22 protein-coding genes are annotated in these 22,504 nt (G+C 65.6%); 13 read left to right on the top strand and 9 right to left on the bottom strand.

The genetic code is table 11. The features are described 5' to 3' along the window. Positions 1–281: 281 nt before the first annotated feature. Together BraRD5C2_RS36285 and BraRD5C2_RS36290 are read right to left on the bottom strand one after the other, a co-directional pair. A complete protein-coding gene (locus BraRD5C2_RS36285; RefSeq protein ID WP_223976714.1) occupies positions 282–578 on the bottom strand; it encodes a hypothetical protein in 297 nt (98 codons plus the stop codon). A gap of 104 nt (positions 579–682) precedes the next feature. Next, positions 683–892 carry a hypothetical protein gene (locus tag BraRD5C2_RS36290; protein WP_223976716.1) on the bottom strand — a complete coding sequence of 70 codons (210 nt, stop codon included), beginning with the start codon at positions 890–892 and terminating at the stop codon, positions 683–685. Between the two features lie 294 nt (positions 893–1,186). On the opposite strand from BraRD5C2_RS36290, the gene BraRD5C2_RS36295 reads away from it, so the two are divergent. Both BraRD5C2_RS36295 and BraRD5C2_RS36300 read left to right on the top strand, forming a co-directional pair. After that, entirely contained in the window at positions 1,187–1,606 is a 420-nt protein-coding gene (locus BraRD5C2_RS36295) for a hypothetical protein (RefSeq protein ID WP_223976718.1), read from the top strand. 145 nt (positions 1,607–1,751) lie between these two features. Next, positions 1,752–2,951, top strand: a complete 1,200-nt coding sequence (locus tag BraRD5C2_RS36300) for an MFS transporter (protein WP_223976720.1) — start codon at positions 1,752–1,754, stop codon at positions 2,949–2,951. A gap of 7 nt (positions 2,952–2,958) precedes the next feature. Here the strand turns inward: BraRD5C2_RS36300 and BraRD5C2_RS36305 are convergent, their stop codons facing one another. Further along, a complete protein-coding gene (locus tag BraRD5C2_RS36305) occupies positions 2,959–3,363 on the bottom strand; it encodes a DUF4864 domain-containing protein (protein WP_223976723.1) in 405 nt (134 codons plus the stop codon). A gap of 147 nt (positions 3,364–3,510) precedes the next feature. Beyond that, entirely contained in the window at positions 3,511–3,999 is a 489-nt protein-coding gene (locus BraRD5C2_RS36310; RefSeq protein WP_223976725.1) for a hypothetical protein, read from the bottom strand. An 87-nt stretch (positions 4,000–4,086) separates the two neighbouring features. On the opposite strand from BraRD5C2_RS36310, the gene BraRD5C2_RS36315 reads away from it, so the two are divergent. Next, a complete protein-coding gene (locus BraRD5C2_RS36315) occupies positions 4,087–4,839 on the top strand; it encodes a helix-turn-helix domain-containing protein (RefSeq protein WP_223976727.1) in 753 nt (250 codons plus the stop codon). 257 nt (positions 4,840–5,096) lie between these two features. Here the strand turns inward: BraRD5C2_RS36315 and BraRD5C2_RS36320 are convergent, their stop codons facing one another. Both BraRD5C2_RS36320 and BraRD5C2_RS36325 read right to left on the bottom strand, forming a co-directional pair. Beyond that, positions 5,097–6,623 carry a lysozyme inhibitor LprI family protein gene (locus tag BraRD5C2_RS36320; protein WP_223976729.1) on the bottom strand — a complete coding sequence of 509 codons (1,527 nt, stop codon included), beginning with the start codon at positions 6,621–6,623 and terminating at the stop codon, positions 5,097–5,099. 67 nt (positions 6,624–6,690) lie between these two features. Continuing rightward, entirely contained in the window at positions 6,691–7,239 is a 549-nt protein-coding gene (locus BraRD5C2_RS36325; RefSeq protein ID WP_018273259.1) for a cupin domain-containing protein, read from the bottom strand. Between the two features lie 136 nt (positions 7,240–7,375). Between BraRD5C2_RS36325 and aptA the strand changes: the two genes are divergently transcribed. Next, positions 7,376–8,716, top strand: coding sequence for an omega-aminotransferase AptA (gene aptA / locus BraRD5C2_RS36330; RefSeq protein WP_223976731.1), 1,341 nt, complete (start codon positions 7,376–7,378; stop codon positions 8,714–8,716). Between the two features lie 106 nt (positions 8,717–8,822). Then, on the top strand, positions 8,823–10,088 hold the full coding sequence (locus BraRD5C2_RS36335) for a D-amino acid dehydrogenase (protein ID WP_223976733.1): 1,266 nt from the start codon (positions 8,823–8,825) through the stop codon (positions 10,086–10,088). Positions 10,089–10,111: 23 nt separating this feature from the next. Here the strand turns inward: BraRD5C2_RS36335 and BraRD5C2_RS36340 are convergent, their stop codons facing one another. Continuing rightward, entirely contained in the window at positions 10,112–13,243 is a 3,132-nt protein-coding gene (locus BraRD5C2_RS36340; protein WP_223976735.1) for a multidrug efflux RND transporter permease subunit, read from the bottom strand. A gap of 521 nt (positions 13,244–13,764) precedes the next feature. On the opposite strand from BraRD5C2_RS36340, the gene BraRD5C2_RS36345 reads away from it, so the two are divergent. Both BraRD5C2_RS36345 and BraRD5C2_RS36350 read left to right on the top strand, forming a co-directional pair. After that, the gene (locus tag BraRD5C2_RS36345) at positions 13,765–14,163 is read left to right on the top strand and encodes a hypothetical protein (protein WP_223976736.1); all 399 of its coding nucleotides are present in this window, start codon (positions 13,765–13,767) and stop codon (positions 14,161–14,163) included. A gap of 56 nt (positions 14,164–14,219) precedes the next feature. Beyond that, positions 14,220–14,405: a hypothetical protein gene (locus BraRD5C2_RS36350; RefSeq protein ID WP_223976738.1), complete on the top strand. Its 186-nt coding sequence runs from the start codon at positions 14,220–14,222 to the stop codon at positions 14,403–14,405. Positions 14,406–14,557: 152 nt separating this feature from the next. Here BraRD5C2_RS36350 and BraRD5C2_RS36355 read toward each other — a convergent pair whose 3' ends face one another. Then, positions 14,558–15,208, bottom strand: coding sequence for a TetR/AcrR family transcriptional regulator (locus BraRD5C2_RS36355; RefSeq protein WP_223976740.1), 651 nt, complete (start codon positions 15,206–15,208; stop codon positions 14,558–14,560). 152 nt (positions 15,209–15,360) lie between these two features. Between BraRD5C2_RS36355 and BraRD5C2_RS36360 the strand changes: the two genes are divergently transcribed. Genes BraRD5C2_RS36360 through BraRD5C2_RS36370 form a run of 3 tightly spaced genes read left to right on the top strand, consistent with a single transcriptional unit; the run spans position 15,361 to position 19,172 of the window. Continuing rightward, positions 15,361–15,858, top strand: a complete 498-nt coding sequence (locus BraRD5C2_RS36360) for a (2Fe-2S)-binding protein (RefSeq protein WP_092116377.1) — start codon at positions 15,361–15,363, stop codon at positions 15,856–15,858. Beyond that, the gene (locus BraRD5C2_RS36365) at positions 15,855–16,901 is read left to right on the top strand and encodes an FAD binding domain-containing protein (protein ID WP_223976742.1); all 1,047 of its coding nucleotides are present in this window, start codon (positions 15,855–15,857) and stop codon (positions 16,899–16,901) included. The genes BraRD5C2_RS36360 and BraRD5C2_RS36365 overlap by 4 nt, the downstream gene beginning before the upstream one ends. A 3-nt stretch (positions 16,902–16,904) precedes the next feature. Continuing rightward, positions 16,905–19,172 (top strand): xanthine dehydrogenase family protein molybdopterin-binding subunit, encoded by a 2,268-nt coding sequence (locus tag BraRD5C2_RS36370; RefSeq protein WP_223976744.1) that lies wholly within the window; start codon positions 16,905–16,907, stop codon positions 19,170–19,172. A gap of 175 nt (positions 19,173–19,347) precedes the next feature. Here BraRD5C2_RS36370 and BraRD5C2_RS36375 read toward each other — a convergent pair whose 3' ends face one another. After that, positions 19,348–19,995, bottom strand: coding sequence for a cupin domain-containing protein (locus BraRD5C2_RS36375; RefSeq protein ID WP_223976746.1), 648 nt, complete (start codon positions 19,993–19,995; stop codon positions 19,348–19,350). A 180-nt stretch (positions 19,996–20,175) separates the two neighbouring features. On the opposite strand from BraRD5C2_RS36375, the gene BraRD5C2_RS36380 reads away from it, so the two are divergent. The 3 genes from BraRD5C2_RS36380 to BraRD5C2_RS36390 all read left to right on the top strand — a co-directional run bounded on the left by BraRD5C2_RS36380 (position 20,176) and on the right by BraRD5C2_RS36390 (position 22,491). Further along, complete coding sequence (locus tag BraRD5C2_RS36380) at positions 20,176–20,943, top strand: ABC transporter substrate-binding protein (RefSeq protein WP_223976750.1); 768 nt, start codon at positions 20,176–20,178, stop codon at positions 20,941–20,943. Between the two features lie 166 nt (positions 20,944–21,109). Further along, entirely contained in the window at positions 21,110–21,763 is a 654-nt protein-coding gene (locus BraRD5C2_RS36385; RefSeq protein WP_223976753.1) for an amino acid ABC transporter permease, read from the top strand. Continuing rightward, positions 21,760–22,491, top strand: a complete 732-nt coding sequence (locus tag BraRD5C2_RS36390; protein WP_097676801.1) for an amino acid ABC transporter ATP-binding protein — start codon at positions 21,760–21,762, stop codon at positions 22,489–22,491. The genes BraRD5C2_RS36385 and BraRD5C2_RS36390 overlap by 4 nt, the downstream gene beginning before the upstream one ends. The last annotated feature ends 13 nt before the right edge of the window (positions 22,492–22,504 follow it).

Raw genomic sequence — 22,504 nt, forward strand, 5'->3', positions numbered from 1 at the left:
CGACTGGCGGCTACGGCCGCCAAGCGTCTGCGCGACGGCCGCAGGGCCGCCGTTCCGAAAGTGAGGCACCGCGCTGGCGTCCACGGGGATCTCCACCCGCTATACGCGTTCGACGACACTCGACTTCACTCGGCAATTCTTGCCGGGTGTATGGTTAGCAAAGGGTTAACAGGTGCGTTTTGCGGGGTGCGCGGGTCGTCGCAGGCGCCGGGCATGGGGCATCCCGGCCGGGGCGGGCGGGTCGGAGCGCCCGGCTGTCCTTCGGGGCGGGTTCGCTGCCTCTATCTCAGCGCGCCCAGCACGGCGCCCGATGCGGCGATGAGGCCGAGCGTGATGACGCTGGCGCGCCACAGCAATTGCTGCCGGGCAGCGCGCCGGTCGTGGAAGGCCAGCCAGTCGTGGACAAAGCCCGTGGGGATGTCGAACACCACGGCAGGCTCGTCGCGATAGTGCGTCTCATGCTCGCAGTACATCGTCCGGACCGCAGGCACACCCAGCCGCTCGAGCTCGCAATGCCACTCCCAGGCATGCCGGCCGTTGGTCCAGCGATTTTCGAAGGGGATCACGTGTGATTCCATGACGAGCCTCCTGGCCCACCCTTGAACCTCACGTGGCAAGTCTAGCTCAATATTCCGACCGGCGCGAGATCGGCGTCGGCTGCCCGAGACCGATCATGGCGGCGTCAATTGGTTGAGAGCATCCATTTGCGCCAATGCGTCGGCTGGATGTCGAGATGCCTGCTGCCGGCATGGTCGATCCATTCGGCACCGTCCCGGTGGCACGGGAACATCAGCGCGTGCACCATGCCGTCATAGTCGAGGACACAGACCTCAAGCTCCCGGTCCGACGGCGCTGACGCAACGGGCAACCACTCTGCTGACGACGAATGCATGACGATCCTCCGAACGATGTGCGCTTCGATCCTTTAACCTTGCGAGCTGCGCGCCAACCGGGCGGGATGATAGGTCCGGACGGCGAGCCGCCAATGTGAACCGGCTCGCATTTTAGCAGTTTTTCTCATCAACATGGATCACGGTTCGACGGACGATATTCCCGCTCGATCGGTCCGCTGCGATCGCTGCGGTGCACGATGCTGATTGAACTTTCGCGGCCCGGCCTCCGACCAAACGGCAGCAACGCCACTCAGCCACTCGAGGCATCGATGTCGAACCGGGCAGGTCGAACCATGACAGCAGGGCTTGCTGCCGCGATCGCGCTGCTGTCTGTGCCGGCGTCCGCGGTGACGCTGCCGGACGACCGGGCCTGGATGATCCGCATGATCGCCTGCAAGGGTAACGGTGTCCTGATGGAGGTCTACCTGCCGCAATCCGTCGTCTTCGCGCCGCATGGCGGCATGGCCGCGGGCAAGACGGCGGATGGCTACTACACGCTCGATCTGACCGAGCTCAACAAGGGCAAGGACCTGGAGCCGGTGCATGTGACGATGAGTGCGGACAAGAAGTCCGTCACCGTCGACCAGTACACACGCGGCTTGCCGCCGACCCGCATACCGGTCAGCGGCGGCACCGTGGATTTCGATCAGCGCTTCGGCATCGGTGCGAAGTGCGGTCCGTTCCAGGCGCAGGATCCGAACTACGGCAATTGAGCCGCCTCACGCGCCGGTGAAGGCAGTGCGTCCCCCTTGCTGACGCATGCCTAATCTCTCTGCAATGTGGCTTGACCCGGAGGCAAATGCCGACGAAGTTCCGCGTGCCGTGGTAATTTCTTCTGAATTTTCCCCTGAAGCCGCAGTGTTCATTCCCGACTCGCGCCGGGCATGGCTGCGCCTTGCGATAGCCGTGGTGATCGGCTCGCTCGGTAGCGTCGGCATGTGGTCGGTCGTGGTGGCGTTGCCGGCTGTGCAGACCGACTTCGGCGCGACCCGCGGAACGGCGTCGCTTGCCTTCACCATGGTGATGCTCGGCTTCGGCCTCGGGCAGGTCGTGACCGGCAAGATCAGCGATCGCTACGGCATCGTCACGGCAATCGGCGCCGGGATCGGTATTCTCGGCCTCGGCTATATCTGCGCCGGCTACGCGACGTCGATCTGGGCCTTCATCCTGGTGCATTTCGCGATCGGCCTGTCGTCGGCTGCTACCTTCGGCCCCCTGATGGCGGAGGCCTCGCACTGGTTCGAGCGCTACCGCGGCCTTGCGGTCGCGATCGCCGCCAGCGGCAATTATGTCGGCGGCACGGTGTGGCCGCCGCTGGTCAATTTCGGGATGCAGAGCGTCGGCTGGCGCACCACCCATATCGCGATCGGCATCTTCACCGCGATCGCGATGGCGCTTGCGCTCGTGGTGCTGCGTCTGTTGATGGGCGCGGCGACCCGGCGCAACCATGTCAACGCGGCGCCGCCGCGGGTCGACATGCGGCTCTCCACTAATGCGCTGACCGCGATCCTGTCGCTGGCGTCGATCTCCTGCTGCGTGGCGATGTCGATGCCGCAGGTTCACATCGTCGCCTATTGCGGCGATCTCGGCTACGGCGTGGCGCGCGGCGCCGAGATGCTGTCGCTGATGCTGGGATTCGGCATCATCAGCCGGATCGGCTCCGGCTTCCTTGCCGACCGGATCGGCGGCATCCGCACGCTGCTGATCGGCTCGATCGCGCAGGGCGCGGCGCTCTTGTTCTACCTGTTCTTCGACAGCCTGACCTCGCTCTACGTCATCTCGGCGATGTTCGGCCTGTTCCAGGGCGGCATCGTGCCGAGCTACGCCATCATCGTGCGCGAGGCGATGCCGGCCGCCGAGGCCGCGACCCGGATCGGCATCGTGATCTTCGCCTCGGTGTTCGGCATGTCGTTCGGCGGCTGGATCTCGGGCGTGATCTTCGACGCCACCGGCTCCTATGCCGCAGCCTTCGCCAATGGCCTGGCCTGGAACCTGCTTAATGTCAGCATCATCCTGCTGCTCATGATGCGGTCGCGGCAGCGGCTGGCGATCGCGTAACTCTCGCTCACACCGATTGACCGGCCTTCAGCAACGAGCAGCCGGTGATCTTCAAACTGCCGTCGGCCTGCCGCTCCAGCGTGTAGAGCGCCTCCCACGCCTCGCCATTGGCGTCGACGATCTGAACGCGTTGCGCGATCCGATCGCCTGCGCTCTGCGCCGCGCCGAACTCGAAGCTCCTGTGGCGATAGACCGGCGCGTATTGGTTCTGCACCATCGACATGAAGATATCGGCCTGCGGAAAGATCTGCCGGATCGCGGGTGCGGCATAGGAATAGGCCGCCGCGGCGTCGTCGCGACCGAACGCCTGCTCCTGGGCGCGGATCACGCCTTGCGCCGTTGTGACGTCATCGGCTGCTGCGGGAGCGAGCGAGCCCAGCAGAATAGCGACCAACAGCAGGATCATGCGCATGCGATGGCTCCGTCGGCGATCGGACCTTCCAGCCGCCGCAAGGCTACTCCCGCGCGGCTGTGGCGGCAACGGAGCAGGGCGCGTTCGCCGGCCAGGCCCGCACACGAATCGGCCGCGCGCGGCCGAGCCGGATCGAGCCGCGCGATCTCAGTTGACGCGCCGCTTGGGGTGCCGCAGCGCCTCGGCAGTCGGGCACCGCGCGCGCCGCGGATAGCGGGCTGCGAATGGCTGCTCGATGGTGACGTTCTGGCAGCCGTATTGCGCCGAAACCTCGGCGATGACGTTCGATACCGCCTCGTCGATCCGCGAGCCGGGCAGGTGCGCAACGATGAGATCGCTGATGCTGAGCCGCTTGCGGACGCGCAGGTCGCTGTCGATGCGATAACTGAACAGGGCATGGATCACGCCGCGGCGATCGCGGATCGCGATCAGCCCGGTCTCGGGCGAGCTGCCGCGGCTGCGCCGGCGCACGAACCGCAGCCATTGCTCCGTGGTAATACTGGCATCATGCATGAACACCAGCGGATAGGCCGCGATCGCATGCTGATGGTCGATTGGAAGTGCTTGGAATTGCTCATTCATCGCCGGATTTCCCCGATGATGGGCACTACTGCTGGGGAAACGGCGGCGCAGCATTGATCTGCATCAATGCGGCCGGCCGTTGATCCAGATCAAATCGGGGTTGATAGTGTCGAGATTCTAACCTCGCGGACCCCCGAAGCCATGAGCATTGCCGAACCACTGCTGGATTCGTGCGCCGGCGCGACTCCGTGCGACTGCAGGCACGGCCATGCCACGAACGGCTGCGAGGATTGCAAGGTCAGGCTGTTCAGCGTCTGCGCCGCACTGGAATCGTCCGAGCTCGAGGAGCTCGACCGGATCAGCCAGGCGAAGCAGGTCCCGGCAAGAACGACGCTGTTCGAGCAGAGTGCGCTGGCGGGGAGCGTGTTCAACGTCACCGACGGGGTGGTGCGGCTCTACAAATCATTGCCCGATGGTCGCCGCCAGATCGTGGGTTTCGCGCTGCCGGGCGACTTCCTCGGGCTTGCGCTGCAGGACCGCTACGGCGTCACCGCGGAGGCGGTCAACGCGGTCGCGGTTTGCCGTTTCGCGCGATCGGCGTTCCTCACCTATGTCGACGGCAAGCCGCACCTGCTGCGCCGCCTGCATGAGTTCGCGGGGCACGAGCTGAGCCTGGCGCAGGACCAGATGCTGCTGCTCGGGCGGCGCACTGCCGAGGAGAAGATCGCCGCATTCCTGCTCAACATGCAGACGCGATACGCCCGGATCGGAAGCGTGTCCGTCACCGTGCCGCTGCCGATGAGCCGGCAGGACATCGCCGACTATCTCGGTCTCACCATCGAGACGGTGAGCCGCACCCTGACCCGCCTTGCGCGCGAGAAGGTGGTGTTGATCGTGCCCGATGGTGTGCGGCTGCTCGATCTCGAACGGCTCCGGCTGAGCGGCGCGAGCTGACGCTACGGCGTCGGCTTTTGATCCAGCACAAGGCGATCCGCACGCAGGCGCGCTAGGTCTCTCCACCATAAGGAGACGACCCATGCCTCTCGACACCATCCTCGTCATGATCGCAGTCACCGCGATGTTCGCCACCATTGCCGCCGTCATCGCGTGGGGCGACCGGCAGACCCGCGATTTGTGATAGCGTCGTGTGACCACAGCCTTTCCGCTCCGATTTGAATCGAAACGGGGCATCCACTTCGCTTGAGAGCGCTCTATCTGATCGAGCCCTTGAACTTGTCGATGTCGGGCGAGGGGCGTGCGGGAAACAGCCGTGCGGTCGAGGAGTTATCGAGCCGGCGCTTGCATTTCGCCTCGTCGTCGCTGTCTTCGGTGCCATCCTTCCCGGTGCGCTTTTTGGCAAAGGCATCGTCCTGCCGGTTGACGATCAGCATCGCATGGTCGCGCTCGAGCGTATCCGGATTCTTGCGCTGCTCGTCGGAGCGGAACGCGCCGCCGACCATCTTGCCCGTCATCTCGTAGTCGCAGCCGGCCTTCCAGTCGCCCTGGTCCCACTTCCATCCGACAGCCTTCAGCGTGCCGTCTTTCTCTGCGGTGACCTTGATGATGGCGTTATAGGCCAGCCAGACGCCGGCGAGCCCGCTGCGCTTGTCGTCAAAGCCTTCGAGCAGCGCCAGGCGTTCGCGCTGCAAGCCGTTGACGTGATCGCGCGCATCGACGGTGAAGTGGACCTGCGAGCTCTGCTTGTTCCAGGCCGGATGCAGGAATTCCGGGAATTGTTCGGTCTGGCTCTTCACCCAGTTGCGCTGGTCGTCGATCAGCGCGCGCCGCGTCGCTTCGTCGAGCCGCGGCTGCAACGCCTTCCAGGCGCGGTTCAGCCGCTGGTCGTTGGCGGCGAGATCAGGATCGGCGCAGATCTCCTCGTCGGTCGCGGTCTCGGGCCTGCTGCAGTCGAAGGTCGGCGCGACGAACGCGGTGTCGGCCTTGTCGGGTGCCGCATTCTTGCCGGCGGCAAAATAGCTGCCGGTGACCTGCCACATCGACGAGCAGTCGTTGAGCCCGCCAAACTCCTCGTCATCGATGCTGCCGACGATCCGCAACGTCTCGCCCTGGCGGCGGAGTTTTATGGTTGGCGGCTTGCTTGCGGCGGCCCTGGCTTCGGTCTTGGGCTTGTCGGCCGCTGTCTCCGCCTCGATCACCACCGGGCCGAAGAGCCAGCCGGTCCCCGAGGGCTTCAGATCGGCGGTGAGCTTGCAGGTTCGCCGGCGGTCGCCGCCATAGTCGCCGCGCAGATCGGCGGCGAGGCGATAGGCGCCGCCCTCAGTCGGTGTCAGCGTGATACTGCCGAAGGCATTGACCCAGTTGCCCGACATGCCCGGACGGCCGGATGCCAGCCCGCCAAGCGCAGCCGCGCGGCGGCGCAAGGCTGCGGCAAAACCAGCCTTCAGCTCGTCCTCATCGGTTTCGGTGAGCACGTCCGCGGCGTCGATGATCATCTCGTTGAACCAGGCCTGGTCGCGCTTCAACAGCGGCTTGACGTTGGCCGGTAGCCTGCCGAGCGCCGCGTCGAACGCCTTGTCGATCTGCGCAACGAGCTTGTCGTAGCCGGCCTTCCTGCAGTCGGCAGTCTTGATCCTGTTATCGCCGCCATCGCCGCACAGGCTGATCGCGGTCGGCGCGCTGCTCGATGCGCGCAGGAAATCGTCCATCGCAAGAGACGGCCCGGAGGCGAGGACCGAGATGGCCGCGACGGCGGCCGCAAGCCGTGGGGAGCAAGGCATCGACGTCACCCGCAAGGCCGCGACATGCGGCCCTTGCGGCTTGGGTCGCGCAGCGCCTGCGCCGGGTTCAAAATGTCGGCGGCGTGCAGGCCGAAATCACCTCGCACGGCTTGGCGCCGATGCAGCGGAAGCGGTGCGGGCGGCGGCTTTCGAAGTAGTAGGCGTCGCCGGCGTTGAGCACCCGCCGCTCGTCGTCGACGGTGACCTCGAGCCGGCCCGAGACCACGATGCCGCCTTCCTCGCCTTCATGCACCAGCGGCACCCGGCCGGTGTCGCTGCCGGGCTCGTAGCGCTCTTTCAGGATCTGCAACGCACGTCCGAACAGGCTGTCGCCGATCTGGAGGTAGGAGATCGGCTTCTTGCCGATCTCGGTCAGCTCGTCGGCGCGGTAGAAGGCCTTGCGCGGCCGCTCCGGCTCGATCGCGAAGAATTCTGCGAGCCCCATCGGGATGCCGTCGAGGATGCGCTTGAGCGCGCCGACCGACGGGTTCATCTGGTTGGATTCGATTAGCGAAATCGTCGAATTGGTGACGCCGGAGCGCTTGGCGAGCTCGCGCTGCGACAGCTTGTGCCGCGCGCGGATGAATCGCAGCCGTCCGCCGATATCGACGCTCATCACAAATCCCTGTTGCAGGTGTTGCGGATCGAACAAATCTTGGCAGAGCGCCCCAACAAGATCAATGGCTTGCGCTGCGACAGAAAAGGACTTGTTGAGTGCCCTGAAGAGTGGTCCGACTACGCATCCCCAGCCCATGGAGTGCGCCGTGACCGTTCATCAGATTCCGAACACCATCAAGACAGATTCGTTCTGGATGCCCTTCACGGCCAACCGGCAGTTCAAGAAAGCGCCGCGGCTGTTCTCCTCCGCCAAGGGCATGTACTACACCTCGGTCGACGGCCGGCAGGTGATCGACGGCTCCGCCGGTCTCTGGTGCGTCAACGCCGGCCATGGCCGCCCGCAGATCGCGGCTGCCGTCGAGCGCCAGCTGTCCACGCTGGACTTCGCGCCCTCGTTCAACATGGGCCACCCGCTGGCGTTCGATTTCGCCGAGCGCCTCGCCGAGATCGCCCCGAAGGGGCTGGATCGGATCTTCTTCACCAATTCGGGCTCTGAATCGGTCGATACCGCGCTGAAGATCGCGCTGGCCTATCATCGCGCCAACGGGCAGGGGACCCGCACCCGCCTGATCGGCCGCGAGCGTGGCTATCACGGCGTCGGCTTCGGCGGTCTGTCGGTCGGCGGCATGGTCGCCAACCGCCGCCAGTTCGCGACCCATCTGCCGGGTGTCGACCACATCCGTCACACCCATGATCTCGCCCGCAACGCCTTCGCCAAGGACCAGCCGGACCATGGCGCCGAGCTCGCCGACGACGTCGAGCGGATGGTCGCGCTGCATGGCGCCGACACCATCGCCGCCGTGATCGTCGAGCCGGTGCCCGGTTCGACCGCGGTGCTGCCGGCGCCGAAGGGCTATCTGCAGCGCCTGCGCGAGCTCTGCACCAAGCACGGCATCCTGCTGATCTTCGACGAGGTCATCACCGGCTTCGGCCGCCTCGGCACACCGTTCGCCGCCAACTTCTACGGCGTCACGCCGGACATGATGACGACCGCCAAGGGCATCACCAACGGTACCGTGCCGTGCGGCGCGGTGTTCGCCAGCCGCCAGGTCCATGACGGGCTGATGGTCGGCCCGGACAACGCCATGGAGCTGTTCCACGGCTACACCTATTCGGCGCATCCGGTGGCCTGCGCGGCGGGTCTTGCCACGCTCGACATCTACAAGGACGAGGGTCTCCTGACTCGCGGCGCCTCGCTCTCCGACTACTGGCGCGATGGCCTGCATTCGCTGAAGGGTCTGCCGAACGTCGTCGACATCCGCAATCAGGGCCTGATGGGCGCGGTCGAGCTCGCGCCGCGCGATGGTGCCGTCGGCGCGCGTGGCTACGACGTCATGGTCGATTGCTTCAACCGCGGCCTCTACTTCCGCATGAGCGGCGATTCGCTCGCGCTGTCGCCGCCCTTGATCGTCGAGAAGTCGCATATCGACGATATCGTCTCGATCCTCGGCGACGCCATCAAGCGCGTGGCCTGATACTTGCTGGCTAATCGTTAGCTAGCTCTACAAATTGCTGTCGCCGTTGCGAAGCAGAGTAGTTTCGCAGCGGCGATTGCGTTTTCGCTGCAGGATGTGAGGAAAAGTGAAGGTCCTTGTTCTCGGCAGTGGCGTGATCGGCGTCACCTCGGCCTATTATCTTGCGCGCGCCGGCCATGAGGTGACGGTGATCGACCGTCAGCCGAAGCCTGCGCTTGAAACCTCCTTTGCCAATGCCGGCGAGGTGTCGCCGGGCTATTCGTCGCCCTGGGCCGGACCCGGCGTGCCGGTGAAAGCGGTGAAGTGGCTCTTGATGAAGCACGGCCCGCTGGTGATCCGCCCGAAGCTCGATCCCGTGATGTGGCTGTGGCTGCTGAAGATGCTGCGCAACTGCACCACGTCGCGCTACGCGGTGAACAAGAGCCGGATGATCCCGATCGCGGAATACAGCCGCGACTGCCTGCAGGCGCTGCGCAGCGAGATCGGCATCCGCTACGACGAGCGCGCGCAGGGCACCTTGCAGCTGTTTCGCGAGCAGGCCCAGCTCGACCACACCGGCGACGACATCGCGGTGCTGAAGCAATACGGCGTGCCGTTCGAGGTGCTGGACCGCGAGGGCTGCATCAAGGCCGAGCCGGCGCTGGCCGGCGTCAAGCAGAAATTCGCCGGCGGGCTTCGGTTGCCGCATGACGAGACCGGCGATTGCCACATGTTCACGCAGGCCTTAGCGCTGGAAGCCGAGAAGATCGGCGTGCGCTTCAACTTCAATGTCGGCATCGACGGCCTGAACGCGGATGCTACCCGCATCACCGGCGTTGCGACCAGCGCCGGCCTGATGACTGCGGACGCCTATGTCCTCGCACTCGGCAGCTATTCGCCGCATCTGGTGCGGCCGCTCGGCATCTCGCTGCCGGTCTATCCGGTGAAGGGCTATTCGATCACGGTGCCGATCAAGGACGCGTCCGGCGCACCGGAATCGACCGTGATGGATGAGAGCTACAAGGTCGCGATCACGCGGCTCGGCGACCGCATCCGGGTCGGCGGCACCGCCGAGATCTCGGGCTATTCGACCAAGCTCTACGACGCGCGGCGCGCGACGCTGGACCATTCGCTGACCGATCTGTTTCCGCGCGGCGGCGATCTTGCAAAGGCCACCTTCTGGTGCGGCCTGCGCCCGATGACGCCGGACGGCCCCCCGGTGATCGGCGCGACGCGGTTTGCCAACCTGCACCTCAACACCGGCCACGGCACGCTCGGCTGGACCATGGCCTGCGGCTCGGGCCGGGTGCTGGCCGACATGCTCTCCGGCAAGAAGCCCGAGATCGACACCAAGGAGCTGTCGATCACCCGCTACGATCACCGCTTCGGGTAGGTCTCGTCGTCGCACGCGAAAGGCTATTCGGCGGCGTTCTTCAACGGCGGTTCGGCATCGTCGTCCCGCTTGGTCGCCGTCCAGTTCGAAAGCGCGTTCGAGAATCTGTCGAGATAAAGGTAGACCACCGGGGTCGTGAACAGCGTGAGCGCCTGGCTCACGATCAGGCCGCCGACCATCGCATAGCCGAGCGGCTGACGGATTTCCGACCCCGTTCCGGTGCCCAGCATAAGCGGGACGCCGCCGAGCAGGGCGGCCATCGTCGTCATCATGATCGGGCGGAAACGCAGCAGCGCCGCCTTCCGGATCGATTCACGCGGCGACAGATGCTCCTCGCGTTCGGCGGCGATCGCGAAATCGACCATCATGATGCCGTTCTTCTTCACGATCCCGATCAGGAGGATGATGCCGATCAGCGCGATCAGGCTGAAGTCGAACCCGAACGCCATCAGGATCGCCAGCGCGCCGACACCGGCCGACGGCAACGTGGAGAGGATCGTGAGCGGATGGATGTAGCTTTCGTAGAGCATGCCGAGGATCAGATAGACCACGACCAGCGCGGCCAGGATCAGCAGCGGCACTGAGCTCAGTGACTGCTGGAAGGCCTGCGCGGTGCCCTGGAAGCTCGAGCTGAGCGTGGCCGGCGCCCCCAGATTGGCGACGGCGTCCTGGATGGCGTCGGTGGCCTGGCCGAGCGCGACCCCTTGCGCGAGGTTGAAGCTGATCGTGGTTGCGGGAAACTGCCCCTGGTGGGCGATCGCGAGCGGACGCACCGGAACCGTCGTCCACTTGCAGAACACCGAGAGCGGCACTTCGTCGCCCGTCGTCGGTGACCTGATGTAGAGCTTGTTGAGCGTGTCGAGCTTGCCCTGCAGTTCGGGGAGGATCTCCAGGATAACGTGATAGCTGTTGAGCTGGGTGAAGTATTGCGTCACCTGGCGCTGGCCGAACGCGTCATACAGCGTGTCGTCGATCAGCTGCGGCTGGATGCCGTAGCGCGACGCGGTGTCGCGATCGATGGTCATCGTCACCGTCGTTCCCTCGGTCTGCTGGTCGGTGGCGACGTCGCGCAGTTGGGGCAGGGTCTTCATGCTGGCCAGGATCTTCGGCGCCCATTGGTTCAGCTCGGCGAGATTCGCATCCTGCAGCGTGTATTCGAACTGCGTGCGCGTGGCGCGGCCGCCGAGCCGGACGTCCTGCGAAGCTTGCATGTAGAGCCGTGCTCCCTCGACCGCCTCGAGCTTCGGCCGCAGCCGCGCAATGATCTGCTGTGCATCCGCGTTGCGCTCCTCGTGCGGCTTCAGCGTGATGTACATGCGGCCGGAATTCAGCGCGGTGCCGCCGCCGCCGATGAACTCGGCCATGCTGTCGACCGCAGGGTCAGCCCGGACGATCCGGCTGAGCTCCTCCTGATGCTGCTTCATGTCGGCAAACGAGATGTCCTGGGCCATCTCCGACACGGCGTTCAGGAAGCCGTTGTCCTGTTGCGGGAAGAATCCCTTCGGAATGATCACGAACAGATATACCGACAGCGCCACCGTCGCGAAGAAGATGCACAGCGTGGTCCGGCTCCAGCCGAGTGCCAGATCGAGCCCGCGCTCATAGCCATGCAGCATCCGCTCGAATGCCGCTTCGCTCCATTGGTAGAGCCGGCCGTGCCTGGTTTCGCCGTGCGCGCGCAGGAAGCGCGACGCCATCATCGGCGTCAGCGTCAGCGACACCACCAGCGAGACGAAGATCGCCATCGCGAGCGTCACCGCGAACTCGCGGAACAGCCGGCCGATGACACCCCCCATCAGCAGCAGCGGGATCAGCACCGCGACCAATGAAATGCTGATCGACAGGATCGTGAATCCGATCTCGCCGGCGCCTCGGAGGGCCGCGGCAAGCGGCCGCTCGCCCTGCTCGACGTAGCGCGTGATGTTCTCCAGCATGACGATGGCGTCGTCGACCACGAAGCCGACCGCAATCGTCAGCGCCATCAGCGACAGATTGTCGAGCGTATAGCCGAACACCCACATCAGCGCGCAGGCGCCGAGCAGCGCGAGCGGCACGGTGACGGCAGGAATCACCGTGGCCCAGAAGCTGCGCAGGAAGATGAAGATCACCATGACGACCAGAACGATGGTGATCAGCAGCGTGATCTGCACGTCCTCGACGGCGGCGCGGATGGTCAATGTCCTGTCGCTGATGATCTTGATCTTGATCGCGGGCGGAATGGCGGCAATCAGTCTCGGAAGCTGCGCCTTGATCCTGTCGACCGTGCCGATGACGTTGGCGCCGGGTTGCTTGAAGATGACGAGGAAGACGCCGCGCTTGCCGTCTGCCCAGGCCGCCTGCTTCATGTCTTCCGGCCCGGCGACGGCCCGGCCGATGTCGCGAATCCGCAGTGGACCGCCGTTGCGGTAGGCGACGATGACGTCATTCCAGTCGTTGGCATCCGGGAGCTGATCGTTGGCGTAGATCGTGTAGGCGCGGCTCGCGCCGTCGATGTTGCCCTTCGGGCTGTCGACCGTCGTGATGGCGATCTGGCTGCGGATGTCTTCCAGCGAGAGCCCCTTGGCGACCAGCTTGGCGGGATCGATCTGCACGCGGATCGCGGGCTTCTGCTGTCCGCCGATGAACACCTGGGCGACGCCTGAAATCTGGCTGATCTGCTGCCCGAGCTGGGCGTCGACCGCATCGCTCACCCGGATCAGCGGCAAGGTGTCCGAGGTCGCCGACAGCAGCAGGATCGGCGAGTCGGCCGGGTTGACCTTGCGATAGGTCGGCGGCGACGGCAGGTTCTTGGGCAGCTGGCCGCCGGCGGCATTGATTGCGGCCTGGATGTCGTTGGCGGCGCCGTCGATGTTGCGGTTCAGATCGAACTGGATGGTGACCGCGGTCGACCCGAGCGAGCTCGTCGAGGTCATCTGGGCGATGCCGGGAATCTGCGCGAACTGCCGCTCCAGCGGCTGCGCCACCGAGGAGGCCATGGTTTCGGGGCTGGCGCCGGGCAGGCTTGCGGAGATCTGGATGGTCGGAAAGTCGACCTGCGGCAGCGGTGCGACCGGCAGCAATGGATAGGCGACCATGCCGACGAACAGAATGCCGGCCATCAGCAGCGAGGTGCCAATAGGGTAGCGGATAAACGGAGATGAGATGCTCTCGTTCATTTCTACAATCCAAATGAACGGCAGGCGCATCTTTTCCCGAATGCCGGGACTCGTGCTCGAAAAGTTCGAGCGCGAACGCGCGTTTCCTCGCCATGGCCAATCGGCAGATCGCGGAGTTCGCGTCTGCCTGTTTTTTGCCAGCATACTCATTCCCGGGGACGGCGCGCGAATGGAAACACCGGATCGCCCATTCGACCTTCGTTCAATGGCCGGAATTCGTGCGCCCAAAACGTGTCCTCCGCGCCAAGTATATCTGATTACGATATATTTGTGGCATGGGCTCGACCAGCGAGAAGCCCGGTGTCCCCACCGGCAGAATGGCGCGGGCTTATGCCGCTCATATGCCGCGGATCCCGCAGCGCTCTCGAATTCATATCCAGTCCTGAAGATATTGAGGCCCATGCAAACGTTCCCGCGGACGGCAGGCCGCTGAGGCTCGGCCGGACGCGCGAGAGCAAACGGGTACAGGTGATGTCATGTCTTCGCTTCAGGTTTCCGCCGGTGACAGAATTATTGAACCGATGATTGCGCTGGCCGGTTGTTCGACCCAGCAGCGCATCGTCGTGGTCGGCGCGAAGAGCACGGAATTGATGTTCGAATTGCACCGGCGCGGCTTTTCGCGCGCGGCGTCATCGGGAAATTGCGGTCGCCCGGCCGGTCAGTATGACGTCGCGCTGGTCGATTGGCGGCGGCGCACGCTTCTCGCACTCGAACCGTCGCTGGACTGGTTGACGACCTTCCTTGATGCCCGCGCGGTGCTGGTGGTCTGGGTCGATGCGCAGAAGGCCTCGGCCAATCAGAGCCTGCGGGCGTCGCTGGAGCGGCGCGGTTTCGTCGTCGAGCAGGGCATCGTGCACGAATGCGGTTGTGCGCTGTCGGCTCGCCGATCGCAGGCTCATCCGCTGCGGCTGGCGGCCTGACAGCGCTGCCTATTGTGCGCAACGGCGAACGTCGTTCGTCCTGAAAGGAAATTCCCATGTCCAAGGTACGGCGCGCCGTCATTCGCGAATGGATGTTGCTGGCGCGCGAGAAACGGTCTTCCAGCGAGCAGGCAGCAGCCTTTGCCAAGGCTGCGCTGCAGCGCCACGGCCTGCCGCGCAGCCGGCGAACACCGCACATGATCATCATGCGGTGGCTGAGCCCACGCACCGGACGTCCCTGATTTCACTGCGGCGGTCGGCGATCGGCCTCGATGGCGTAGCCTGGATCAGCACCGCGATATCCGGGGCAGTTGGTCCCGCATGTCGCGGAGCCTGTCATCGGGCGCGCATTCGCGCGACCCGTTGGCTCATGCGGGCTACTTCACACCGCCGGCTAGCGTGACGGCTTGGAGCTGGCTTTCTTTGGCGCCGGTTTTGGCTTGCGCGATTCCGTCATGTTGTCGGCCGGCTGCACCTGCAAGCCATCCACGAACACATCCAGGAGCCGCAGCGCCGTGGTCTGCCAGCCCGGCTGGTCGTGCATGTAGCACATGCCAATCAGCGCACGCAGCACGTCCTCGGCACTGATGTCGTCGCGGATGGCGCCGGCGGCGACGGCACGCGCGAGCAGGGTGCCGATCGCCTTGGTGAGGCGGTCGAACGAATAGGCGTGCAGCTCGGTCGAGCCGTGCGCGACCAGCGCGAGTGCGGCGACCATGCCCTTCTTGGTCGCGACGAATTCTACATTGGCGCGCAGCCAGCGCCGCAGCGCCTCGACCGGCTCGGGCGCGCATTGCAGCTGCTCGGCAAGATCGCCGAGCTGCTCGACCTCGCGGCGATAGACCGCCTCATACAGCGCCTCGCGGGTCGGGAAGTGGCGATACAGCGTGCCGATGCCGACGCCGGCATGGCGCGCGACGGCCTCCAGACTCGCCTCGCTGCCGCCGGCCGAAAACACGGCCTTGGCCGCTTCCAGCACGCGCTCGCGGTTGCGCACGGCGTCGGCGCGCGGCTTGCGGACAATTTCTGGTGATGAACCGGCCATTCCTTTTTCTTTTCACCCTCCCTTGTAAACGGAGGATGCCTCCGTATATGGCGACCAGCACCGGGCCTGACAAGGCGCGCCGATCATGTATCGGCGGCCACGGGTTCGCGTTGCCTCGATTCCACCCGACCATACACGGATCGGAGCCCCGCATGAATCTCCCCATCAGTCTCACCATCAACGGCGTCCGCCGGGACATTGCCCTCGACGACCCCCGCGTCACCCTGCTCGACCTGTTGCGTGAGCGGCTCGACCTCACCGGAACCAAGAAGGGGTGCGACCGCGGCCAGTGCGGCGCGTGCACCATCCTGGTCGACGGCCGTCGCATCAATTCCTGCCTCGCGCTCGCCGTCAGCCATGACGGCGCCGAGATCACCACCATCGAAGGCGTCGGGCGCGGCGGCGAGTTGCATCCGGTGCAGGCCGCCTTCATCGCCCATGACGGCTTCCAGTGCGGCTTCTGCACCCCGGGGCAGATCATGAGCGGCATCGGCCTGATCCAGGAAGGGCAGGCCGGCGACGACCCCGAGCGCGTGCGCGAATGCATGAGCGGCAATCTCTGCCGCTGCGGCGCCTATCAGGGGATCACCGAAGCCGTGCTCGAGGCACAATCCAACATGACCGCCAGCAAGCAGAGGCGCTCCGCATGATGAATTTCGATTATGTCAGGCCGGCCAGCGTCGCGGATGCGATCGCGGCGGCTTCCGAAAAGGGCGCAAGCTATCTCGCCTCCGGCACCAATCTGCTCGACCTGATGAAGGGCGGCGTCAGCCGGCCGAGCCGTCTCGTTGACGTCACGCGTCTGCCCGGGCTCGATCGTATCGAGCATCTCCCCGACGGCAGCTTGCGCATCGGCGCGCTGGTGCGCAACGCCGATCTCGCACATGACGCCGCGTTCGCGCGCAACTATCCTGTGGTCGCCGAGGCGTTGCTGTCGGGCGCATCGGCGCAGCTGCGCAATGCCGCGACCGTGGGCGGCAATCTGATGCAGCGGACTCGCTGCGCCTATTTCTACGATGCCGGCAGCGCCTGCAACCGGCGCTGGCCGGGCGCAGGCTGCGACGCGTTGAAGGGCGAGAACCGGCTGCACGCGGTGCTCGGCTGGAGCGAGGGCTGCATCGCCACCCATCCATCGGACTTCTGCGTGCCGCTGGTTGCGCTCGACGCCGTCGTCGAGATCGAGGGCAAAAGCGGCCGGCGCGAGCTGCCGCTCGAAGCGCTGCATCGGCTGCCCGGCGAAACGCCGGAGCGCGAGACCGCGCTGGAGCGGGGTGACCTGATCGTCGCGCTGCGGCTGCCGGCCGAGGCGCAAGGTTTTGCCAGGCATGCCCGCTACATCAAGGTGCGCGAGCGCACGTCCTATGCCTTCGCCGTGGTCTCGGCCGCAGCTAGCCTGCGCATCGAGGACGGCAAGATCCGCGAAGCGCGGCTCGCGCTCGGCGGCGTTGCGGCAAAGCCGTGGCGGGCGCGCGAGGCCGAGCATGTGCTCGCAGGCGCCTCGCCGGATGCTGCGGTCTATCGCGAGGCGGCGCGCGCCGCGCTCGCCGACGCAAAGCCGTCCGGCGACAACGCTTTCAAGATCGAGCTCGCGCAGCGCATCGTCGTGCGCGCGCTCACCCTCGCCGCCGCCGGCACGCCGGACCGCATTCCCGCGCTGCCCGGTTCTCCCTTCTCGTCCGTTGCAGGAGCGTAACGCATGACGGTTGAACTCAGTCTGACCCGCGACCCCGCCCATATCAGGCACGGCTCGAACATCGGCCAGCCGATGACCCGCACCGATGGCGTGCTGAAGGTCACGGGCAAGGCCCGCTACGCCGCGGACAATCATCCGCCCGGCATGGTCTATGCCGTGATCGCGACGAGCTGCATCGCGCGCGGCCGCGTCACCGCGCTCGATGTCGCCGCCGCCAAGCGCCATCCCGGCGTGATCGACGTGATGACGCCGGCGCACAAGCCTGAACTTGCCGAAGACCCCGACGCCAAGGGCAACCCGTTCGCCTTCCGCATGGAGCTGTTGCAGAGCGACGAGGTGCGCTACGCCAACCAGGCGATTGCGGTCGTGATCGCGGAGACGCTGGAAGCCGCGACCGAAGGCGCGGCACTGCTGTCGCCGCGCTACCAGGTCGAGATCGCGCGCGTCGGCCTCGACGCCGGTGAGGCCTACGCGCCGCCGGTGGTCGGCATCGGCAATCCCGCCGAAGTTCGCCACGGCGACATCGACGCCGGCATGGCTGCGGCTGCGAAGCTGACAGACGCGACCTACGAGACGCCGGCGCAATATCACAATGCGATGGAGCCGCATGCGATCGTCGCGGTGTGGGACGGCGACCGCCTGTTCATCGACACGCCGAGCCAGGGCATGGGGTTCGCGCAGATGCGGATCGCCGGGCTGTTCGGCATTCCGCCGGCGAATATCCACATCAACAGCCCTTTCCTCGGTGGCGGCTTCGGCTCCAAGGGGCTGATCTCCGGACCGCAGGTGCTCGGCATCATGGCCGCCAAGCTGATCGGGCGTCCGGTCAAGCTCGTGCTGCGCCGCAGTCAGATGTATGGCCCGGTCGGCCATCGTCCGCCGACCCGCCAGCGCATCCGGATCGGCACCGACGATGCGGGCGCGCTGACCGCGATCAATCATGAGGCGCGCGTCACGACGTCGAGCTTCGACGATTTCTACGAGCCCGCGGCGGACGCCTCGCACACGCTCTATGCCAGCCCGGCCATCCGTACCGCGCATGAGGCGGTGCGTGTCGACACCGGCACGCCGCTGTTCATGCGCGCGCCGGGCGAGGCCACCGGATCGATCGTGCTGGAAAGCGCGATCGACGAGGCGGCGTTCGCCTGCGGCATCGATCCGCTGGAGTTCCGGTTGAAGAACTACGCCGAGGTCGAGCCGACCACCGGCAAGCCGTTCTCTTCCAAGGCGCTGCGCCAGTGCTACGCAAAGGCCGCCGAACGGTTCGGCTGGGCGGGCCGTCCGTTGCAGCCGAAGCAGATGCGTGACGAAAACGGCTTCCTGGTCGGCTGGGGCGTCGGCACTGCGACCTTCCCGGCCATCATGTTCCAGGGCAATGCGCGCGCGGTGATCCGTGCCGACGGCAAGGGCGTGATGGAGACCGGTGCGCACGACATGGGGCAGGGCGCCTGGACCGCGCTTGCGCAGATCTCAGCGGACTCGCTCGGTCTCGATTTCGATCAGCTGACGTTCCGCTCCGGCAGCTCCGATCTGCCCGATGCCGGCATCGCCGGCGGCTCGGGGCATACCGCAACCGTCGGCGCCGCGATCCATAACGCGGGTGCTGCCGTGATTGCAAAACTCGCCGAGTTCGCGACCACGGACCAGCGCTCGCCGCTGTTCGGCGCCGGGAACGCCGGCGTGGTGGCGCGGGGCGGCCGGCTGCATCGCCGCGACGACGATGCGCGCAGCGAAGGCTACGCTGACATTCTGGCGCGCGCTGGCCTTGCCGAGGTCGACGCCACCGGCAGCGGCGCGGCCGATGCGGCGGCGCAGTCGCAATATGCGATGCACGCGCATGGCGCCGTGTTTGCCGAGGTCAAGGTCGATCCGGAACTCGGCCAGATCCGCGCCACGCGGCTGGTCGGCGCATTCGCCGCCGGCCGCATCGTCAATCCGTTGATGGTGCAGAGCCAGCTCTACGGCGGCATGATCTGGGGCCTCTCGTTCGCGCTGCACGAGGAGGCGGTGATGGACCATCGTTCGGGCCGCATCCTCAATGCGAACCTCGCCGAGTATTATGTGCCCGTGAATGCCGACGTGCCGCCGATGGATGTGATCACCGTCGACGAGCACGATCCGCATGTGAACCCGCTCGGCATCAAGGGCGTCGGCGAGATCGGCATCACCGGCAGCGCCGGCGCAGTCGCCAACGCCGTGTTCCACGCCACCGGCATCCGGGTGCGGAGTTTCCCGATCAAGATCGAGGAGATCGTGATGGGGTTGAAGTGATGCGTCTTGACGTGAGGGCTCCGTAATAACAGGTGTCGTCCCGGCGAAGGCCGGGACCCATAACCACAGGGTTGTGTTATTTGAGAAGGCTGGGGCCGCAGCGTCGCGCAACAACTCGCATTCGTGGTTATGGGTCCCGGCCTTCGCCGGGACGACGAACGGAGAGAGCGAGACTTTACCCCGCCGCCGTCACGCAGTTCACCCACAGCACCACGGCGTTGGCATCGCGGGCCGGGTTGGAAAACCGATGCGGCCTGCGGCTGGCGAAGCGGAAGCTGTCGCCCTGCTTCAGTGTCCAGGTCTCGGTGTCGACTGTGAGTGTCATCTCGCCTGACAGCACGAGGCCGGCCTCTTCGCCGTCATGGGTGTAGAACTCGTCGCCGGTGTTGCCGCGGGGCTCGAGATGCACCAGGAACAGATTGAGCCGGCTCTCGCTGCCGGCCGGACTCAGCAACTGCTTCGAGATCCCGGTGCGCCATAGCTTCAGTTCGGCGCGCTGCACCTCGCGAGTCACGACGCCGCCGGCGCTGTCGTCTTTCGGCGTCGCGCCGAACAGCGCGGCGATGCCGACGCCCAGCACGTCGGCCAGCGTCGCCAGCACGCGCAGCGAGGGCGACGACAGGCCGCGCTCGATCTGGCTGATGAAGCCGATCGACAGGTCGGTACGCGCGGCGACCACCTCCAGCGACATCTGCTTGGTACGGCGCAGGTCGCGGATGCGGCGTCCGACCGCGAGATCCATCGCCGGCTCGGCCGGCTTCTTCACGGGCTTTTTGGCCGCGCGGCGTGGCGTCACGGGCTTCGCTGCCGCGCCTTTGCGCATTCTCTTGCCGCCGCTCACGTCAGTCCGCTTCCTTCATGTGCATGAAAACCGCTTGCATTGGCCGCGGTTTCGTGACCACAATTTCATATTAGTGAAAATAGTCCGGAACGGCGTCGCCCGCAACCAAAAGCGCTGACACAGCGGGCGAGGTGGCGCCGGCGCCAGTTTGGGAGGTGTGCGATGTCCTTTCAGCGTCTCGTTCAGGCCGCGGTGGCGGCGCTTGCCCTTGCCGTCAGCACGCCGTCAGGGGCGCAACAGGTGCTCAAGGTCGGCTCGACGCCGACCGGCATCCCCTTCACCTTCCTCGACACCAAGACCAATTCGATCCAGGGCATCATGGTCGATCTCGCCACCGAGATCGGCAAGGACGCCGGCTTCTCGGTGCAGATCGAGCCGATGCAGTTCTCGGCACTGATTCCTTCGCTGACCGCGAACAAGATCGACATCATCGCCGCCGCGATGTTCGCCACTGCCGCGCGCAAGGAGGTGATCGATTTCTCCGAGCCGGTCTACACCTATGGCGAAGGCCTGGTGGTGCCGAAGGCCGACACCAAGGCTTACTCCTCGCAGGAAGATCTGAAGGGCACCGTGGTCGGCGCCCAGGTCGGCACTGCGTTCGTCGATGCGCTGAAGAAGACCGGGCTGTTCAGCGAGGTCAAGGTTTACGACACCATTCCCGACATCCTGCGCGACGTGAATGCGGGCCGCCTCAAGGCCGGCTTCGCCGACTATCCGATCCTCGCCTACAATCTGCAGCAGGGCAATTTCGCCGATGTGCGTCTGGTCGATGGCTACAAGCCCGTCACCGTCGGCACGGTCGCGATCGGCATCCGCAAGAGCGATACCGAGCTGCTGGCCAAGATCAACGCCTCGCTGGCGAAGCTCAAGGCCAATGGCACGATCGCGAAGATCCTGGAGAAATGGGGCCAGAAGGCCAGCGCGTCGTGACGCGTGCGTCCCGAGGTGATCCGTCATCCTGAGGAGCGGCGTCTACGCCGCGTCTCGAAGGATGCACGGCCCGGCTGGTGGCCGTCGACCCTTCGAGACGCGCTACGCGCTCCTCAGGGTGACGGGGCGTATTCGAGCATGTGACGGGACTGGATACGACTAGCCGATGCAAAAATTCTTCCATGATGCCGTCGAGTTCGTGCCGATCCTGTTGCAGGGTGTCTGGCTGACCATCGTCGTCACCGTCGGCTCGCTGTTGCTCTCGACCGTGCTCGGGCTGGTGTGGGCGCTGATGCGGGTGTCCGGAATTCGCGTCCTCACAGGCCTCAGCGCCGCGGTGATCAATGTGATCCGCGGCATCCCGATCATCGTGCTGCTGTTCTACATCTATTTCGTGATGCCCGATTTCGGCATCGCGCTATCGGCGCTGCAGGCCGCGATCATCGGGCTCGGCATCGCCTATTCGGCCTATCAGGCGGAAAACTTCCGCGCCGGCATCGAGGCGATCGACAAGGGGCAGATCGAGGCGGCGCAAACCATCGGGATGGGCTGGTGGCTCACCATGCGCCGCGTGGTGCTGCCGCAGGCGGTCAGGATCATCCTGCCGCCCTACGGCAACATCATGATCATGATGCTGAAGGATTCCTCGCAGGCCTCCACCATCACGGTCGCCGAGCTCGCATTGCAAGGCAAGCTGATCGCCTCCTCGACCTTCAAGAACACCAGCGTATTCACGCTGGTGGCGCTGATGTATCTCACCATGAGCATTCCGCTCATCCTGCTGGTTCGGCACTTCGAGAACAAGGCGAACCGCAAATGATCGAGCTCAACGACGTCCACAAGAGTTTTGGCAAGGTCGAGGTGCTGAAGGGCATCACCGCCTCGGTCGCCAAGAGCGAGGTGGTCTGCATCATCGGCCCGTCGGGCTCCGGCAAGTCGACTATCCTGCGCTGCATCAACGGGCTCGAGAGCTACGATCGCGGCGAGATCAGCGTCGAGGGTGCGCGCGTCGATCAGGGCAATCGCTCGATCGTGGCGATCCGCACCCAGGTCTCGATGGTGTTCCAGCGCTTCAACCTGTTTCCGCATCGCACCGCGCTCGAGAACGTCATCGAGGGGCCGCTCTATGTGAAGAAGGAGCCGCGCGAGGCGGCGATCGCCCGTGGCCGTGCGCTGCTCGCGCAGGTCGGGCTCGCCGACAAGGCCGAGGTGCATCCGCCAAAGCTCTCTGGCGGTCAGCAGCAGCGCGTCGCGATTGCGCGGGCGCTGGCGATGCAGCCGAAGGCGATCCTGTTCGATGAGCCGACCTCGGCGCTCGATCCCGAACTGGTCGGCGAGGTGCTCTCGGTGATGCGCAAGCTCGCCGACGACGGCATGACCATGGTCGTCGTCACCCATGAGATGGGCTTTGCCCGCGACGTCGCCGACCGCGTGCTGTTCATCGACGGCGGCGTCATCGTCGAGCAGGGCGCCGCCAAATCCGTCCTCAACCAACCGCAGCACCCGCGCACCCAGGATTTCCTGCGCCGCGTGCTGCATCCGCTTTGATCCGGTCCCGCCC

It is taken from the genome of Bradyrhizobium sp. RD5-C2 (genome assembly GCF_019972155.1).
GTDB lineage: Bacteria > Pseudomonadota > Alphaproteobacteria > Rhizobiales > Xanthobacteraceae > Bradyrhizobium.

Coding starts and splice junctions, on each gene's coding strand:
- BraRD5C2_RS36285 (WP_223976714.1), bottom strand. CDS start 578: ATGGAATCACACGTGATCCCCTTCGAAAATCGCTGGACCAACGGCCGG.
- BraRD5C2_RS36290 (WP_223976716.1), bottom strand. CDS start 892: ATGCATTCGTCGTCAGCAGAGTGGTTGCCCGTTGCGTCAGCGCCGTCG.
- BraRD5C2_RS36295 (WP_223976718.1), top strand. CDS start 1,187: ATGACAGCAGGGCTTGCTGCCGCGATCGCGCTGCTGTCTGTGCCGGCG.
- BraRD5C2_RS36305 (WP_223976723.1), bottom strand. CDS start 3,363: ATGCGCATGATCCTGCTGTTGGTCGCTATTCTGCTGGGCTCGCTCGCT.
- BraRD5C2_RS36310 (WP_223976725.1), bottom strand. CDS start 3,999: ATGCTGCGCCGCCGTTTCCCCAGCAGTAGTGCCCATCATCGGGGAAAT.
- BraRD5C2_RS36315 (WP_223976727.1), top strand. CDS start 4,087: ATGAGCATTGCCGAACCACTGCTGGATTCGTGCGCCGGCGCGACTCCG.
- BraRD5C2_RS36320 (WP_223976729.1), bottom strand. CDS start 6,623: ATGCCTTGCTCCCCACGGCTTGCGGCCGCCGTCGCGGCCATCTCGGTC.
- BraRD5C2_RS36325 (WP_018273259.1), bottom strand. CDS start 7,239: ATGAGCGTCGATATCGGCGGACGGCTGCGATTCATCCGCGCGCGGCAC.
- aptA (WP_223976731.1), top strand. CDS start 7,376: ATGGAGTGCGCCGTGACCGTTCATCAGATTCCGAACACCATCAAGACA.
- BraRD5C2_RS36340 (WP_223976735.1), bottom strand. CDS start 13,243: ATGAACGAGAGCATCTCATCTCCGTTTATCCGCTACCCTATTGGCACC.
- BraRD5C2_RS36345 (WP_223976736.1), top strand. CDS start 13,765: ATGATTGCGCTGGCCGGTTGTTCGACCCAGCAGCGCATCGTCGTGGTC.
- BraRD5C2_RS36350 (WP_223976738.1), top strand. CDS start 14,220: ATGTCCAAGGTACGGCGCGCCGTCATTCGCGAATGGATGTTGCTGGCG.
- BraRD5C2_RS36355 (WP_223976740.1), bottom strand. CDS start 15,208: ATGGCCGGTTCATCACCAGAAATTGTCCGCAAGCCGCGCGCCGACGCC.
- BraRD5C2_RS36360 (WP_092116377.1), top strand. CDS start 15,361: ATGAATCTCCCCATCAGTCTCACCATCAACGGCGTCCGCCGGGACATT.
- BraRD5C2_RS36365 (WP_223976742.1), top strand. CDS start 15,855: ATGATGAATTTCGATTATGTCAGGCCGGCCAGCGTCGCGGATGCGATC.
- BraRD5C2_RS36370 (WP_223976744.1), top strand. CDS start 16,905: ATGACGGTTGAACTCAGTCTGACCCGCGACCCCGCCCATATCAGGCAC.
- BraRD5C2_RS36375 (WP_223976746.1), bottom strand. CDS start 19,995: ATGCGCAAAGGCGCGGCAGCGAAGCCCGTGACGCCACGCCGCGCGGCC.
- BraRD5C2_RS36380 (WP_223976750.1), top strand. CDS start 20,176: ATGTCCTTTCAGCGTCTCGTTCAGGCCGCGGTGGCGGCGCTTGCCCTT.
- BraRD5C2_RS36385 (WP_223976753.1), top strand. CDS start 21,110: ATGCAAAAATTCTTCCATGATGCCGTCGAGTTCGTGCCGATCCTGTTG.
- BraRD5C2_RS36390 (WP_097676801.1), top strand. CDS start 21,760: ATGATCGAGCTCAACGACGTCCACAAGAGTTTTGGCAAGGTCGAGGTG.